This is a genomic window from Pseudaquabacterium rugosum, from assembly GCF_038066575.1.
Lineage (GTDB): Bacteria > Pseudomonadota > Gammaproteobacteria > Burkholderiales > Burkholderiaceae_C > Pseudaquabacterium > Pseudaquabacterium rugosum.
This window is the reverse complement of sequence record NZ_JBBUTF010000029.1, coordinates 1-15,504: the sequence shown is the minus strand read 5'-3', so window position 1 is coordinate 15,504 and position 15,504 is coordinate 1. Positions and strand designations below refer to the sequence as shown.

The following is a 15,504-nucleotide window of genomic DNA, read 5'->3' as shown; positions in this document are numbered from 1 at the left end:
GGGGCCGAACCGCCGCCGCACGGGCCCGCGGCGGGCCCGGCCCTGACGCGTCAGCTGCCCGCCGCCCCCGACACCGCCGCGGCCGCCTGGGCCGAGGCCCAGGCCCCCTCGGCACCGCCACCGCCCAGCGCCTCGCCGCACAGGCCCAGGCCGAGCGCGGCGTCCCAGCGGGCGCGGCGCTCGGGGCTGACCATCGCGCGCACCGACGTGGCGTAGGCCCAGCGGTGGGCGGACGTGTGCAGCCACCGGCGCGGCCCCAGCCAGCGGCCGGCCGCGGCCACCAGCGCGTCGGCGACCGCCTCGGGCCGGTCGGCCAGATGCTGGGCGCTCCAGTCGGCGGTGGCCTGGATCACCCAGCGCTGCTGGCCGGGATGCATCGCGCGCCCGGGCTTGACATCGTCGCGGGCCAGCACGGCCAGCGGCCCGTCGGCCGGCCAGGCCAGGGCCCAGTCCGGTGCGTCCGGCCCGTCGTCGACCACCGCCATCAGCGACCAGGCCGGCCGCAGCACGGTGCTGCGGGCCTCGTGCGCCCAGTCGGCGCGCCAGGGATCGAGCAGGCTGGCGGCCTGGGCCGGCGGCAGGCTGAGCACGACGGTGTCGTAGGGGCCGCAGCGCGGGGCCTGCGGCAAGGCGGCGGCGCGGGCCTCGCCGTCGAGCGGCGCGGCCTCGTCGCGCTGCACCGGCAACCACCAGCGGCCGTCGGCATCGCGCTCCAGCGCCAGCACCTGGTGGCGGGCCAGCAGCTCCAGCGGCCGGGCGTCCGTCTGGCCGTGCAGCAGATGGCGGCACAGCCCGGCCATGCCGGGCAGGCCGACCCACAGCGCGGCGCCATCGAGCGGCTGCACGCTGTCAGGCGCCAGCCGCGGCGACCAGGCAGCGACGGCCCCCTGCGCCGCCCAGCCGGCCAGGGCCTGACGCCAGGCCGGCGCCCGTGCGCCGAGGGCCACGGCGCCGTGGTCGAAGGTCCAGCCCTGGGGCTCGACGCGCCGCGTCGACAGCCGGCCACCCGGACCGCGCGCCTTGTCCAGCACCGTCACGTCGTGGCCGGCATCGGCCAGTGCGCGGGCCAGCGTGCAGCCCGCCAGCCCGGCGCCGATGACGGCCACGCGGGACGGCCGGCCGCACGGCCCGGAACCGGGGACCGGCGCCACGCGGGCGACCGGGACATCCGACGCGGCCGCGGGCGCGGCCTCGTGTCGAGCAGAGGTGACAGCCATGCGGCCCATGCTAGGCCGATGTCGGTGCCCCCACCAGCCCACGGCCCGAAGCACCGTGATGCAACCCCGGAAAGCGGGGACAGCCCCGGGTCAGCCGTCAGCCGTCAGCCACCCGCCTGCCGTCGGCCACGTGCCGGGCCCGCCGGCATGCCGACCCCGGCCCGCGAATCAGTCGGTCAACGACACCTTGCCCTCGCGCGCCACGCGCTGCCACTTGGCCAGCTCCGCCCGGTTGAAGTCGGCGAACTGCTGCGGCGAGTTGTCCTTGTGGGCCAGGCCGAGGGTGTCGAGCTTGGCCTTGACCTCGGGCTGGACCAGGATCTTCTGCACCTCCTGGTTCAGCCGCGTGACGATGGCCGCCGGCGTGCCGGCCGGCGTCCACAGGCCTTGCCAGCTGGCGACCTCGAAGCCGGCCACGCCGGCCTCCTGCATCGTCGGCACCTGGGGCAGGCCGGGGAAGCGGGTGGCGGTGGTGACGGCCAGCGCACGCACCTTGCCGCTCTGGATGTGCGGCAGCGCGACGGTCACGGTCTCGAAGCTGGAGGGCACCTGGTGGCCGATCACGTCCTGGATCGCCGGGCCCGAGCCCTTGTAGGGGATGTGGGCCAGATCGGCACCGGCCATCAGCTTGAACAGCTCGCCCGACATGTGCTGCGAGCTGCCCTGGCCGGAGCTGGCGAACTGGATCTGGTCGGGCTTGGCCTTGGCCGCGGCGATCAGCTCCTTGACGTCCTTGTAAGGCTGGTTGGCGCCGACCAGCAGCACGTTGGGGATGCTGCCCAGCAGCACGACGGGCGCGAAGTCCTTGATCGCGTCATAGGGCATCTTGGCCCGCATCGCCGGGTTGATCGCGTGGCTGGCGATGGTGCCCAGCAGGATGGTGTAGCCGTCCGGGGCGGCCTTGGCCACCTGGTCGGCGCCCAGCACGCCGCCGGCCCCGGCCTTGTTGTCGACGATGACGGTCTGCTTGAGCGCCACGCCCAGACGCTCGCCGATCAGGCGCGCCAGGATGTCGCTGGTGCCGCCGGCGGCGAAGGGCACGACCAGCTTGATCGGCTGGGCCGCCGGCCAGGCCGCCTGGGCCTGGGCGAGGGGCGCCTGCGCGAGCAGCACGCCCGCGGCGGCGAGGGAGGACAGCAGGGTTCGGCGGTGGAGGGCCATGGCGATGTTCCGGAAGCGGGGGGATCAGGATCGACCACTGCACGCGGCGGCGGCCGCCACGATGTCAGTTGTCATATGACAAAACCCGCAATCTAGCGTTCGGCGCCGGCCCTCACCCCTGGTAGTTACCCGAAATTCGAGGCCTCACCACAGCTTGGCACAAGCCCTCATGACGCAGGATCACCCTCGTTGTACGATGACCAACATCCGGCTGATCCGGATCCCCTCGCACCGCCCAGGCCCTGACGGCCGGGGGCCGGGCGTCCCGCGCGACGCCCGCCGCAGCTTCAGGAAAGTCTCGAGATGACCCGTCCCTCCCCCACCCGCCGAACCCTGATCCACTCCGCCGGCCTGGCGGGCCTGGCCGGCCTGACGGGCCTCGGCGCGCTGGCGCCCGCCCGGGCCGCCGGCGCCACCTGGCCGACCCAGGCGCTGCGCCTGGTCGTGCCCTACCCGCCCGGCGGCTCGTCGGACATCATCGCGCGGGCCATCGCCCAGCCGCTGTCCGAGGCGCTGAAGCAGCCGGTGGTCATCGAGAACAAGCCCGGCGCCAACGGCAACACCGGGGCCGATCTGGTGGCCAAGTCGCGCGACGACCACACGCTGCTGCTGTGCGACGTGGGCGCGCTGGCGGTCTCGCCGTCGGTCTACAAGCGCATGCCCTTCGATCCGTCGCGGGATCTGCAGGGCGTGACCATGCTGGCCTATTCGCCGCACCTGCTGGTGGTGCATCCGTCGGTCAAGGCGAACTCGCTCAAGGAGCTGGTCGAGCTGTCCAGGCGCGAGCCGCTGAACTTCGCCGTCACCGCGATGGGCAGCGCGCCGCACGTGGCCGGCGTGGCGGTGGCGCAGGCCACCGGCGCCCAGTGGCAGTACATCCCGTACAAGGGCGGCGCCCAGGCCATCAGCGACACCATCGCCGGCCAGACCCAGGTGCTGATGAACGGCATGCTGGCCACGCTGCCGCACGTGCAGTCGGGCAAGCTCAAGCTGCTGGGGGTGTCGAAATCCACCCGCATGCCGCTGGTCAACCAGGTGCCCACGCTGGCGGAACAGGGCGTCAAGGACTTCGAGTCGGGCACCTGGCAGGGCCTGCTGGCGCCCGCCGGCTTCCCGGCCGAGGCGCTGAAGACGCTGTCGGCCGAGGTGGTGCGCATCATCCGTTCGCCGGCCATCCGCGCGCAGCTGGTCGGCCAGGGGGCCGAGGTGCGCACCATGAGCCCGGTCGAGTTCAGCCGCTTCTTCGCCCAGCAGCGCCAGCTGTGGGCCGGCGTGGTGGACAAGGGCGGCATCCGCGCCGACTGAAGCGGGCGGGCACCGCCCGCCGCGCCGCCCTCAGCCCTGGACCGCCGGCCACAGCGTGTGGAAGGCCTGGCCGGCCGGGCGGTCCACCCGCTCGTAGGTGTGGGCGCCGAAGAAGTCGCGCTGGGCCTGCAGCAGGTTGGCCGGCAGCCGGGCGCTGCGGCTGGCGTCGAGGTAGGCCAGCGCGGCCGACAGCGCGGGCACCGGCACGCCGGCCGTCACCGCCTGCGCCACCACCGTGCGCCAGGCGCCCTGGGCGGTGTTCAGCGCCTGGGCGAAGTACGGCGCCTCCAGCAGATGGGCCACCGGCGCGGCGCCGTCGACCGTCGCGCAGGCCTCGGTGATGCGCGAGAGGAACTGCGCGCGGATGATGCAGCCGCCGCGCCAGATGCGGGCGATGGCGCCCAGGTCCAGCTGCCAGCCGCGCTGCTCGCTGGTCGTGCGCAGCAGGTCGAAGCCCTGGGCATAGCTGATGATCTTGGCCGCGTACAGCGCCTGGCCCAGGCGCTCGACGAAGGCCGCTCGCTCGGCCGGCGGCACGGCCAGCATGGGCGGCGGCCCCTGCAGCCGCGCGCTGGCCGCCACCCGCGCGTCCTTGCGCGAGGACAGCACGCGGGCATCGACGGCCGCGCCCATCACGCTGACGACCACCGCCTGCTGGGCGGCGTTGACCAGCGTCCACTGGCCGGTGCCCTTCTGCCCGGCCTTGTCGAGGATGAGGTCGACCACCGGTGTGCCGGTCTCGGCATCGCGCTGGGCCAGGATGGCGGCGGTGATCTCGATCAGGTAGCTGCGCAGCGGGCCGGCGTTCCAGCCGGCGAAGACCGCGGCCATCGCGTCGGTGTCGAAGCCGGCGGCCTGCAGCAGCGCGTAGGCCTCGCAGATCAGCTGCATGTCGCCGTACTCGATGCCGTTGTGCACCATCTTCACGTAGTGGCCGCTGCCGCCGGGGCCCACCGGCGTCACGCAGGGCTCGCCGTCGACGCGCGCGGCGATCGAGGCGAACAGCGGCTGCAGCCGGGCCAGCGCCGCGGCCGGGCCGCCGGGCATGATGGCCGGGCCCTTGCGCGCGCCCTCCTCGCCGCCGGACACCCCGGCGCCGACGAAGTCCAGACCGACGGCCGCCAGGGCGGCGGCGCGGCGCTCGGTGTCGGTGTAGAGGCTGTTGCCGCCGTCGATGATCACGTCGCCGGCCTCCAGCAGCGGCTGCAGGCGCGCGATCACGTCATCGACCGGCGCGCCGGCATTGACCATCAGCAGCACCTGGCGCGGGCGTGCCAGCGCGGCGACGAAGTCCGCCAGCGTGGCCGCGCCGGCCAGCCGGCCCTCGGGCTGCGCCGCCACGGCGCGGGTGATGGCCTCGGGATCACGGTCCCAGATGGCGACGGTGTGGCCGTGGTCGGCCAGATTCAGGGCCAGGTTGCGGCCCATGACACCCAGGCCGATGAGCCCGATGGGGTGCTGTTGCAAGGTCATGTCGGTGGACAAGCGGCAAAAGGCGCAATTGTCCGATGATTGACCGCGGGCAGGACAGCCCCCGCGCTCAAGCCGGCGCCTGGGCGCGCCCGAGACGTCGCGCCGCCCAGCGCCGGATCGCCTCGCGGGCCGGCACCTCGTACACGCGCCAGACCGCATGGCTGACCGCCAGCATCACGGCCAGCGAGAGCAGCGTCCAGCCCGCGGCCCCGGCCACCGTGGCCTGCGGCTTCCAGCTGCCGGCCACCAGCGCCTCGGGCCACTTCAGCGCATGCCGGGCCAGGTTGTTCATCACCCAGAACACCGGCCCGTGCAGCAGATAGAAGGTGAAGGACAGCGTGCCCAGCCACATCAGCGGCCGCGTGCGCATCAGCCGCGCCAAGGGCCCGGGGGCACCCGGACGGCGGCCCAGCGCGCAGGCCACGTAGGCCACGGTCAGGGCCATCACCAGCAGGCCGGGCCAGGTCGGCGGCAGGCGGTCGGCCAGCGCGAGGACGCCGACGATGGCCACCAGCAGCAGCTCGGAGGCCCAGGCCGGCACCGTGGCAGGCGCCGGGCGCCCCGCCCGCGGGTACGAGGCCCACCAGCGGGCCACCAGGGCCCCCGTCATGAAACCGCAGAGCCCGCGCAGGAACCAGTGGCTGACCGGCCAGACGCCGCTGATCAGCACCGCCAGCGAGGCCAGCACCAGGAGAACGAACACGCGGTGGGCGCGCGGGCCCAGGCCCAGCACCGTCACCCCGAAGAGGAGGTAGGTGTAGAACTCCACCCCGATCGACCAGGACGGGCTGTTGAAGGTCAGGATGTCGTGGAACGGCGGGATGGCCTGCAGCAGCAGCAGGTGCTCGATGAACACGCCGACCGTGGCGTCCTGGTAGAGGCCGGCGTTCTGGCGGACCATGCCGAGCGCGCCGCTGTTCTGCCGCGCCAGCTCGATGGCCCCGAAGAACAGCAGCGTGACCAGGTGCAGCGGGTACAGGCGGGCGAAGCGGTTGGCCATGAAGCCCGCCAGCTCACGGCCGGTGCGCAGGCGCCGCGCATAGGCCGTGTGGATGATGAAGCCCGACAGCACGAAGAACAGATCCACCATCAGCCCCGATTGCCGCACGAAGCCGATGGCGTACAGCTGCGGATTCCAGGCCGGCACGTGGTTGAGCACCACCAGCAGCGCGGCGATGCCGCGCAGGCTTTCGAACTCGTCGAACACCCGCGCGGCGGGATCCGTGGTCGCGGCTGCCGCCGGTGGCGGGAGCGTGGGCCCGCGGGCCCGGCGTTCAGATCGTTGCGCCATGGTGAGGAGGGGTGAAGATCCGTGAAAACCCGGGAGGCGGATCTTGCCCCAGGCCGTCGCCGCCCACCCATCCCAGAAACCGCAGGGGCGTGCCCGCGCCCGTCAGCCGGCCGGTGCGGACGCGACACGCCCCCGCACCGACCGCGTCCGATCAGCCGCGACGACGGCGGGCGACGGCGCCCACGAGACCCAGGCCGGCCAGCATCAGCGCGTAGCTGCCCGGCTCGGGCACCGCGGCCGTCACGGCCGCGACGCTGACGCTGTCGAAGTTCAGCGCCACCTCGTCATAGCCGATGTGGCTGCGGTAGGTGAGCGCGCCCAGGTCCGGCAGAGCGCCGATGAAGGTCGAGGCCGGCACGGCGAAGTCGGCCTGGATCGTCACCGAGGTGACGTTGTCCGGCAGCGCCAGCGTCCAGTCGGAGAAGTTGTAGTTGTTCAGGCCGTTGTTGGCCTGGACGCCGTCGTAGTCGAAGCGGATGGCGGTGCCGGACGCGAAGGCGCCGTCAGCGACCTGGGTCGCGCTGCTGCCGACATAGGCCTCGGTCCACGGCGCGGTGGCGTTGGTGGTCCAGGTGCCGCTGGAGGACGCACCGGTCCAGCTGATGGTCCAGGTCGCGTACTCGGACATCCAGTGCGCACGGTCGGTCAGCGTCAGGCCGTTCAGGCCCTGGCTGAAGTCCAGCGTCAGCGCGAAGCTGGGATTGCGGGCGGAGGTGGCGTCGCCGACGAAGGGCGACATGATGGCCGCCGACGAGCCCGAGCCCCAGAACAGGCCGAAGTCGTACAGCGCGGCCGGGGCTTCCAGCAGGCCGCTCTGGGTCGAGGTCCAGTTGACGCCGACGGTGGTGCCGCCGCCGATGGCCACCGAGCCGGTGCCCGACAGCACATGGTTGGCATCCGCGTTCAGGCCGACGCTGTCGGACAGCACGTTGCCGCCATCGATGACGAAGGTGCCGGCGGCGTGGCCGATGGCCGGCACGAGGGCCAGGGCCGCCAGGCTGGAGCGCAGGACGGCGGGGGACGACAGGAAGGCGCGCAGGGACAGGGTCATGGAGTCTTCTCCGGATGCAGGTGGAGCTGTGGGCACTCGGGACGCGGCCGGGCCGGTGACGGGCATGGCCCGGGGCCCATGTCCGCAAACGTCCAAAATGAGGAGATAGACACAAACGGCCCGTCGTGGACCGGTTGTGCGGCCCTTCAGATGCAGGGCCGAGGACCAGTATCCGGGGCTGATTTCGGGGAAGTTCCCCCCGTGACCGCGGGGGACCGCCACAGGCCACGTGATCGAGTTGGCAACGACCACTCACATGGCAGCAACATGCGTACGGGCGGCCCACAGGGAAAACCCGCCGTCGACGGGCGCCCGATCCGCATGCCGGCCTGACACGGCATGCGGCGGCCCCTGCGCTCGCGAAGCCGCCCCGGGGCGGGGCGGCAGGACCGGATCAGTCCGGCAGGCGGGACAGGTCGCGCACCGCGCCCTTGTCGGCCGAGGTGGCCAGCAGCGCATAGGCCTTCAGCGCGGCCGACACCTGGCGCGGGCGCGGCAGGGCCGGCTTCCAGCCCTTGGCGTCCTGCTCGGCGCGGCGGCGCGCCAGTTCGTCATCGCTGACCAGCAGGTTGATGCTGCGCTGGGGGATGTCGATGCGGATCTTGTCGCCGGTCTTCACCAGACCGATGGCGCCGCCGGCCGCCGCTTCCGGCGAGCAGTGGCCGATCGACAGGCCCGAGGTGCCGCCCGAGAAGCGGCCGTCGGTCAGCAGGGCGCAGGCCTTGCCCAGGCCCTTGCTCTTGATGTAGCTGGTGGGGTAGAGCATTTCCTGCATGCCGGGGCCGCCCTTCGGGCCTTCGTAGCGCACGATCACCACGTCGCCGGCCTGGACCTTGTCGGCCAGGATGTCGGCCACGGCCTCGTCCTGCGATTCGGTCACGTAGGCCGAGCCTTCGAACACCAGGATCGATTCGTCCACGCCGGCGGTCTTGACCACGCAGCCGTCGAGCGCGATGTTGCCGCGCAGCACGGCCAGGCCGCCTTCCTGGCTGAAGGCGTGTTCACCGGAGCGGATGCAGCCCTCGGCGCGGTCGGTGTCCAGGCTGGGCCAGCGGGTGGCCTGGCTGAAGGCCACCTGCGTGGGGATGCCTGCGGGGCCGGCCATGTAGAAGGTCTTCACGGCGTCGGACGGCGCACGCGCGATGTCCCACTGGTCCAGCGCATCCTTCATGGTCTTGCTGTGGATGGTGGGCACATCGGTGTGCAGCTTGCCGGCGCGGTCCAGCTCACCCAGGATGGCCATGATGCCGCCGGCGCGATGCACGTCCTCGATGTGGTACTTGTTGGTGTTGGGCGCCACCTTGCACAGCTGCGGCACGACGCGCGACAGGCGGTCGATGTCGGCCATCGTGAAGTCGATGCCGGCTTCCTGGGCGATGGCCAGCAGGTGCAGGATGGTGTTGGTCGAGCCGCCCATCGCGATGTCCAGCGTGATCGCGTTCTCGAAGGCCTTGAAGCCCATCGAGCGCGGCAGCACGCTGGCGTCCTCCTGCTCGTACCAGCGCTGGCACAGCTCGACGGCCAGGCGGCCGGCGCGCTTGAACAGCTGCTCGCGGTCGGCGTGCGTGGCCACCACGGTGCCGTTGCCGGGCAGGCTCAGGCCGAGCGCCTCGGTCAGGCAGTTCATCGAGTTGGCGGTGAACATGCCCGAGCAGCTGCCGCAGGTCGGGCAGGCCGAGCGCTCGACCTCGGCCAGGTCGGCGTCGCTCACCTTGCTGTCGACGGCCATCACCATCGCGTCGACCAGGTCCAGCTTCTTGATCTGCACGGTCTGCGTGCCCGGCACGGCCAGGCGCACCTTGCCGGCCTCCATCGGACCGCCCGAGACGAAGACGACGGGGATGTTCAGCCGCATCGCGGCCATCAGCATGCCCGGGGTGATCTTGTCGCAGTTGGAGATGCACACCAGCGCGTCGGCGCAGTGGGCATTGACCATGAACTCGACCGAGTCGGCGATCAGGTCGCGGCTGGGCAGCGAGTACAGCATGCCGTCGTGGCCCATCGCGATGCCGTCGTCGACCGCGATGGTGTTGAACTCCTTGGCGACGCCGCCGGCCGCCTCGATCTCGCGCGCGACCAGCTGGCCCAGGTCCTTCAGGTGCACATGGCCGGGCACGAACTGGGTGAAGGAGTTGGCGATGGCGATGATCGGCTTGCTGAAGTCGTCATCCTTCATGCCGGTGGCGCGCCACAGGGAGCGGGCGCCGGCCATGTTGCGGCCGGCGGTGGAGGTCTTGGAGCGGTAGGCGGGCATGGCAGCGGCGGCGTCAGCCGGGTTGGACAGGCAAGGGAGCGCGGATTTTGCCTGTTGAGCGCCACGCCGGCGCACCCGGCCTTGCCCGGGACACGGCCGTCGGCGCCGCAGCGGGCTGCGCGCCTGCACGACCGCTCAGACCGGTGCCGCCATCGTGTGTGCGCCGCCCAGGAACAGGCGCTCGATGTGCGGGTCGGCCAGCAGCTCGTCGGCGCGCCGGTGCAGCACCTGGCGGCCGGACTCCAGCGCGATCGCCTCGTCGGCCATCTTCAGCGCGCTCTTGACGTTCTGCTCGACCATCAGCACGGTCACGCCCTGCTCGTCGGCCAGCCGGCGCAACAGGCGGAAGACGTCCTGCACCACCAAAGGCGACAGGCCGATGGACGGCTCGTCGATCAGCAGCACCTTGGGCCGCAGCAGCAGCGCGCGGCCGACCTCCAGCTGCTTCTGCTCGCCACCGGACAGGCTGGCGGCCGCGCTGTGCAGGCGCTCACGGACCCGCGGGAAGCGCTCCAGCACCTCGGGGATGCGCTCGTGCGTGGTCTTCATACCGAGCGTGATGCCACCGAGCTCCAGGTTCTCCCACACCGAGAGCTGGCCGAACAGGTTGCGCCCCTGCGGCACGAAGGCCACGCCGTGCTCGGTCAGCAGCTGCCGGGCCGAGGCCCCGGTGATGTCGCGCCCGTCGAGCCGCACCCGCCCCTGGCGCACCTTGAGCAGGCCGAACAGCGTCTTGAGCACCGTGCTCTTGCCCGCCCCGTTGGGCCCGAGCAGCAGCGTGATCTTGCCGCGCGCGGCCTTCAGGCTCAGGTGGTTGAGGATCATGAAATCGCCGTAGCCGGCGACGACGTCATCGAACTCGATCATGGCAGCCTCAGTTTCCGAGGTAGGCGTCGAGCACCTGCTTGTTGGCGCGGATCTCGTCGGGCGTGCCCACGGCCAGCACCCGGCCCTCGACCATCACCAGGATGCGGTGGCAGAGGTCCATCACGAAATCCATGTTGTGCTCGATGACGACGAAGGAGCCCTGGCGCTCGCGGTTGAGGGCCTTGAGCAGCGTGCTGATGCCACCGACCAGGCTGGGATTGACGCCGGCACACGGTTCGTCGAGCAGCACCAGCGCCGGCTCGCTCATGAAGGCCATCGCGATGTCGACCAGCTTCTGCTGGCCGTAGCTGAGCTCGCCGGCCTTCTGGTGGGCCACGTGGCGGATGCGGAACTGGTCGATCAGCGCATCGGCCCGGGCGCCCAGGCCCGAATCGCCGGGGGCGAACAGGCGGCCCAGCATCGAGCCCTGGTGCTCCTGCGCGGCGACGATCAGGTTGTCGCGCACCGTCATCTGGCCGAAGACCTGCAGCGTCTGGAACGTGCGGCCGACGCCCAGCCGGTTGAGCTGCCGCGGCGAGACCTGGGTGATGTCGCGGCCGTTGAGCGCGATGCGGCCACGGTCGGGCCGGATCTGGCCGAGCACGCTGTTGAACAGCGTGGTCTTGCCAGAGCCGTTGGGCCCGATGACGCCGAAGATCTCGCCCGGCTTGACCTCGAAGGACACGCCGTCGACGGCCTTGATCGCGCCATAGGCCTTGGCCAGATCGGCCACCTGGAGAACGGGTGGGGTCATGGCGGTTCAGCCTCCGATGCGGGCCGCGGCGGCGGCACGGGCGGCCGAGGCCGCGCGGGCCTGACGGCGGGCGGCCAGACGGGCCGGGATGCTCAGCAGTCCGCCGGGCAGCCACAGCATCAGCAGGATCACCGCGACGCCGAAGACGGTCAGGTACCAGGCCTGGGCGAAGCGCAGCCACTCGGGCAGCAGCACGCCGACGGCCGAGCCCAGCAAGGGCCCGAAGAAGTAGCCCGGGCCGCCGACGACGACCATCAGGTACATCATGATCGAGGCCCCGACGGTGAACGGCGCCGGCTCGATGAACTCGACCAGCGACGCGAACAGCGCCCCGGCCACGCCGGCATAGACCGCCCCGATGGCGAAGCTCAGCAGCGTGTAGGCCTGGATGTTCAGCCCCAGGCTCTCGGCCCTGATCGGGTTGTCGCGCAGCGCGGTGAAGGCCTTGCCCCAGGGCGAGGACAGCAGCTTCCACTGCAACAGCGCCATGACCACCGTCACGCCCAGCACGAAGTAGTAGTAGGGCAGCGCGCGGCCCAGGCTGAAGCCGAACAGCTCCGGCCGGCCGATGCCGTTGATGCCGAAGGTGCCGCCGGTCAGCCACTCCTCGTTGCGCATGACCAGCCAGACCGCGGTGTTGAAGCCCAGCGTGGCGAAGGCCAGGTAGAGGGTCTGCACGCGCAGGGCCGGAAAGCCCAGCACCAGGCCGATGACGAAGCAGCCGACGACGGCCAGCGCCAGCCCGAGCCAGAAGCTGTGGCCGTGCTGCATCAGGATGGCCACGCTGTAGGCGCCGATGCCGAAGAACGCGGCATGGCCCAGGCTCTTCTGGCCGGCATAGCCAACCGTCAGGTTCAGGCCCATCGTCGCGATGACGAAGACCATCCAGTAGCTGAACAGGTAGACCCCGTAGTTCTTCAGGAAGGGGGGCACGGCCAGCAGGACCACGGCCATCGCCAGGCCGGCCATGAGGGGAAGTTTCTTCATGGTGGAGTGCCTCGTCAGACCTTGCGTTCGACCTTGCGGCCCAGCAGCCCCTGGGGCTTGAACAGGATCACGGCCATGAACAGCACCAGCGCGACGGCATCCTTGTAGGCCGGCGAGATCCAGGCCGCGGCCAGGTTCTCGCACACGCCGACGATGAGGCCGCCCAGCAGCGCGCCGCGGCTGTTGTTGAAGCCGCCGATGATGGCGGCGAAGAAGGCCTTGGTGCCCAGGCCCTCGCCCATGTCGAACTTGGCCAGATAGGTGGGCGTGACCAGCAGGGCTGCGGCACAGGCCAGCAGCGCGTTGATGGCGAAGGTGTAGAACACCATCCGCGGCACGTCGATGCCCAGCACGGTGGCGCTCTCGGTGTTCTGCGCGACGGCCTGCATCGCGCGGCCGGTGACGGTGCGCTGCAGGAAGGCCTGCGTGGCCAGCACCAGGGCCAGCGCCAGCACCAGCGTGCCGATGTCGGCCAGCGTGACCGTCACGCCCGCGATCTGGAACAGCCGGTCACCGAACAGGCCGGGAAAGGGATGGGCCTCGGCCGAGTAGCCGGCCCGCACGCCGTTGCGCGCGGCGATCGCCAGGCCGATGGTGGCCACCACGATGGGCATCAGGCCGTGGCGCAGCAGCGGATCGGCGATGCCACGCTTGAAGGCCCAGCCCAGCACGCCCACGGCGACCCCGCAGGTGGCCAGGAAGGCGAGCGGCAGCGGCAGGCCGACCGAGCCGAAGGCCAGCATCATGAAGGCCGGCAGCATCACGAACTCGCCCTGGGCGAAGTTGATCGTGCCGGAGGCCTGCCACAGCAGGGTGAAGCCGAGCGCGGCCAGCGCATAGATGCTGCCGGTGGCCATGCCGGAGAGGACGAGTTGGAGGAAATCGGTCATCGGGCGTCCCGGGGACAGGCGCGGGGAGCGGACCGCGGCATGCGGCCCGCGCGGGGATCAGCGACGGCGCAGGCCGCGGCCGTTCACGGGCGGGCCAGCGGCGGCAGCACGCTCTTGACGACCTGCTTGCCGCCCTGCACCTCGACCAGGAAGCTCTCGCGATCCAGATCGCCCTTGTCGTCGAAGCGGACGTCCATCAGCACGCCGGGGTGCTTCGCCGCGCTCAGGCTCAGCCCGCGCATGGCCTGGGCGACGGCCCTGCGGTCGAGCTTGCCGGCCTTCTCGATGGCGGCCTTGAGCACGTAGACGCCGCTGTAGCCCTTGATGCCGTTGTGGTCGGAGATGGTCTTGGTCTCCTGGTAGAACTTGGCCTTGAACTTCAGCATCAGCGGGTTGGGCGCATCCACCGTCAGGCCGACGTGGGCCAGCGCACCGTTGGCGGCCTCACCGGCCAGGTCGATCACCTTCTGGCCGGTCAGCGTGGTCTCGCCGACGATGGGCTTGGCATAGCCCTGTTTGCGCAGCTCGCGCAGCGCGCGGGCCGACTCCTCCTCGTTGGTGTAGACGAAGAGCACGTCGGCATTGGCGTTCCGGGCCTTGAGCACGGGGGCCGAGAAATCGACCTGGCCGCTGTCGGTGGAGATGTCGGCCACCACCTTCGCGCCCTGGGCCTCCAGCGCCCGGGTGATCGCGTCACGCCCGCCCTTGCCGAAGTCGTTGTTGACGAACATCACCGCCACCGACTTCGCCTTCAGGCCGTCGACGATGTAGCGGGCCACCTTGGGCATGGCCGTGGCCTGCGTGAAGCTGGTGCGGAAGATGTACGGATTGCCCTTGGTGGTGATGGCCGCGGCCTCGCCACCGGTGAAGTTGGGCACCTCGGCGCGCTGCGTCTCGGCCATGCTGACCATGATCGAGCCCGAGAACACCGGGCCGAAGACGGCGAAGGCGCCGTCATCGATCGCCTTGGTGGCCAGGCCCTTGGCCACGCCGGGGTTGGTCTGGGTGTCGGAGATGGAATGCTCGATCTTCTTGCCCAGGATGCCGCCGGCCGCGTTGATCTCCTTGATGGCCAGATCCGCACCGTTCTTGAACATGGTGCCGGCGCTGGCGCCGGGGCCGGACAGCTCGTACAGGCCGGCGATCTTGATGGCCTGCGCCTGCACGGCGGCCGGCGCGGCGAAGGCCAGCGCGCAGACGGCGGCCATCAGGGTGTGCGGGATCGTCTTCATGGGGTCTCCTGGATCGTTGTCGGCGGCGGCGCGCGCCGGGCTCATGGGACGGCACCATAGGCACTGGCGGTGTCGGTCACCATGCGGGACGGCCCGCACTTTGCCCGACAATCGGATACCGACAACCGATCACCGGACGAATTCATGGTTAACACCGATGGGGATGAACCAGCGCCCGGCACCTTCGAGATCGACCGTGCCGACCTGATCAGCGGCCTGGGCCGCGGGCTGCAGGTGATCGAATCCTTCGATGACGACCATCCGCGGCAGAGCGTGGCCGAGGTCGCGCAGCGCACCGGCATTCCACGCACGGCGGCGCGGCGTCATCTGCTGAGCCTGTGCCACTTCGGTTATGCCGCGACCGACGGCAAATGGTTCTGGCTGACGCCTCGGGTGCTGCGTCTGGGCCAGAGCTATCTGGGTGCGGCGCGGCTGCCGCGGCTGGTCCAGCCCTTCATCCAGCGGGTGTCGATGCAGTGCGGGGAGACGGTGAACGTCAGCGTGCTGGACGGACACGAGGTGGTCTACGTGGCCCGCTCCAATCCGCCGCGCCATGTGTCGATCGGCTACCAGGTGGGGGTGCGGGTGCCGGCGCATGTGGTGACGCCGGGGGTGGTGATGCTGGCGCAGATGTCACCGGCCCGGCTGGCGCGCTGGATCGAGGGCCATGATTTCATCGGTTATACGGCGGCCACGGTGACCGATGTCTCCGGTTTCCGCCAGCAGATCGAGGAGGCCCGCAGCCAGGACTACTGGACGACGGTGGGCCAGCTGGACGCCGGACTGCGCGGCATCGCGGTGGCCTTGAAGGACCGGCACGGGCGCTGTGTCGGCGCCGTCAGCATGACGGTGCAGACCCAGCACTACGACGACGCGCTGGTGGCGGCGCAGCTGATGCCGCTGCTGCGGGAGACGGCGCAGACCTTGCGGCCGGTGTTGTGAGGGGGTTCCGGGCTGTGGAGGGGATGCGGGGGCGGGTGGTGCGGGCGACGGGGCGGGATGGGCGGCCCGCGCCCCAAACG

Annotated in this window: 12 protein-coding genes and 1 pseudogene; 2 read left to right on the top strand and 11 right to left on the bottom strand. The window is 71.3% G+C overall.

Annotated features, from left to right (window positions below):
- Positions 1-50: 50 nt before the first annotated feature.
- Both AACH11_RS22390 and AACH11_RS22385 read right to left on the bottom strand, forming a co-directional pair.
- The gene (locus tag AACH11_RS22390) at positions 51-1,106 is read right to left on the bottom strand and encodes an NAD(P)/FAD-dependent oxidoreductase (protein ID WP_341376504.1); all 1,056 of its coding nucleotides are present in this window, start codon (positions 1,104-1,106) and stop codon (positions 51-53) included.
- Positions 1,107-1,385: 279 nt separating this feature from the next.
- Entirely contained in the window at positions 1,386-2,378 is a 993-nt protein-coding gene (locus AACH11_RS22385) for a tripartite tricarboxylate transporter substrate binding protein (protein WP_341376503.1), read from the bottom strand.
- A 303-nt stretch (positions 2,379-2,681) separates the two neighbouring features.
- On the opposite strand from AACH11_RS22385, the gene AACH11_RS22380 reads away from it, so the two are divergent.
- Entirely contained in the window at positions 2,682-3,683 is a 1,002-nt protein-coding gene (locus AACH11_RS22380; protein ID WP_341376502.1) for a Bug family tripartite tricarboxylate transporter substrate binding protein, read from the top strand.
- Positions 3,684-3,713: 30 nt separating this feature from the next.
- On the opposite strand, the gene gndA is transcribed toward AACH11_RS22380, so the two are convergent.
- The 9 genes and pseudogenes from gndA to AACH11_RS22335 form a co-directional block, all read right to left on the bottom strand.
- Entirely contained in the window at positions 3,714-5,150 is a 1,437-nt protein-coding gene (gene gndA, locus AACH11_RS22375; protein ID WP_341376527.1) for an NADP-dependent phosphogluconate dehydrogenase, read from the bottom strand.
- 73 nt (positions 5,151-5,223) lie between these two features.
- On the bottom strand, positions 5,224-6,447 hold the full coding sequence (locus tag AACH11_RS22370; RefSeq protein ID WP_341376501.1) for an acyltransferase family protein: 1,224 nt from the start codon (positions 6,445-6,447) through the stop codon (positions 5,224-5,226).
- A 151-nt stretch (positions 6,448-6,598) separates the two neighbouring features.
- Positions 6,599-6,712: pseudogene (locus AACH11_RS24865) on the bottom strand (PEPxxWA-CTERM sorting domain-containing protein); the annotation flags it as partial.
- Positions 6,713-7,892: 1,180 nt separating this feature from the next.
- Positions 7,893-9,752: a dihydroxy-acid dehydratase gene (ilvD, locus tag AACH11_RS22360; protein ID WP_341376499.1), complete on the bottom strand. Its 1,860-nt coding sequence runs from the start codon at positions 9,750-9,752 to the stop codon at positions 7,893-7,895.
- A gap of 135 nt (positions 9,753-9,887) precedes the next feature.
- Complete coding sequence (locus AACH11_RS22355) at positions 9,888-10,619, bottom strand: ABC transporter ATP-binding protein (protein WP_341376498.1); 732 nt, start codon at positions 10,617-10,619, stop codon at positions 9,888-9,890.
- Between the two features lie 7 nt (positions 10,620-10,626).
- Positions 10,627-11,373, bottom strand: a complete 747-nt coding sequence (locus AACH11_RS22350; RefSeq protein WP_341376497.1) for an ABC transporter ATP-binding protein — start codon at positions 11,371-11,373, stop codon at positions 10,627-10,629.
- A 6-nt stretch (positions 11,374-11,379) separates the two neighbouring features.
- Entirely contained in the window at positions 11,380-12,360 is a 981-nt protein-coding gene (locus tag AACH11_RS22345; protein WP_341376496.1) for a branched-chain amino acid ABC transporter permease, read from the bottom strand.
- Between the two features lie 14 nt (positions 12,361-12,374).
- Positions 12,375-13,250, bottom strand: a complete 876-nt coding sequence (locus AACH11_RS22340) for a branched-chain amino acid ABC transporter permease (RefSeq protein ID WP_341376495.1) — start codon at positions 13,248-13,250, stop codon at positions 12,375-12,377.
- A gap of 83 nt (positions 13,251-13,333) precedes the next feature.
- Positions 13,334-14,482 (bottom strand): ABC transporter substrate-binding protein, encoded by a 1,149-nt coding sequence (locus AACH11_RS22335; protein WP_341376494.1) that lies wholly within the window; start codon positions 14,480-14,482, stop codon positions 13,334-13,336.
- Between the two features lie 144 nt (positions 14,483-14,626).
- Between AACH11_RS22335 and AACH11_RS22330 the strand changes: the two genes are divergently transcribed.
- Positions 14,627-15,424, top strand: coding sequence for an IclR family transcriptional regulator domain-containing protein (locus AACH11_RS22330; RefSeq protein ID WP_341376493.1), 798 nt, complete (start codon positions 14,627-14,629; stop codon positions 15,422-15,424).
- Positions 15,425-15,504: the final 80 nt, after the last annotated feature.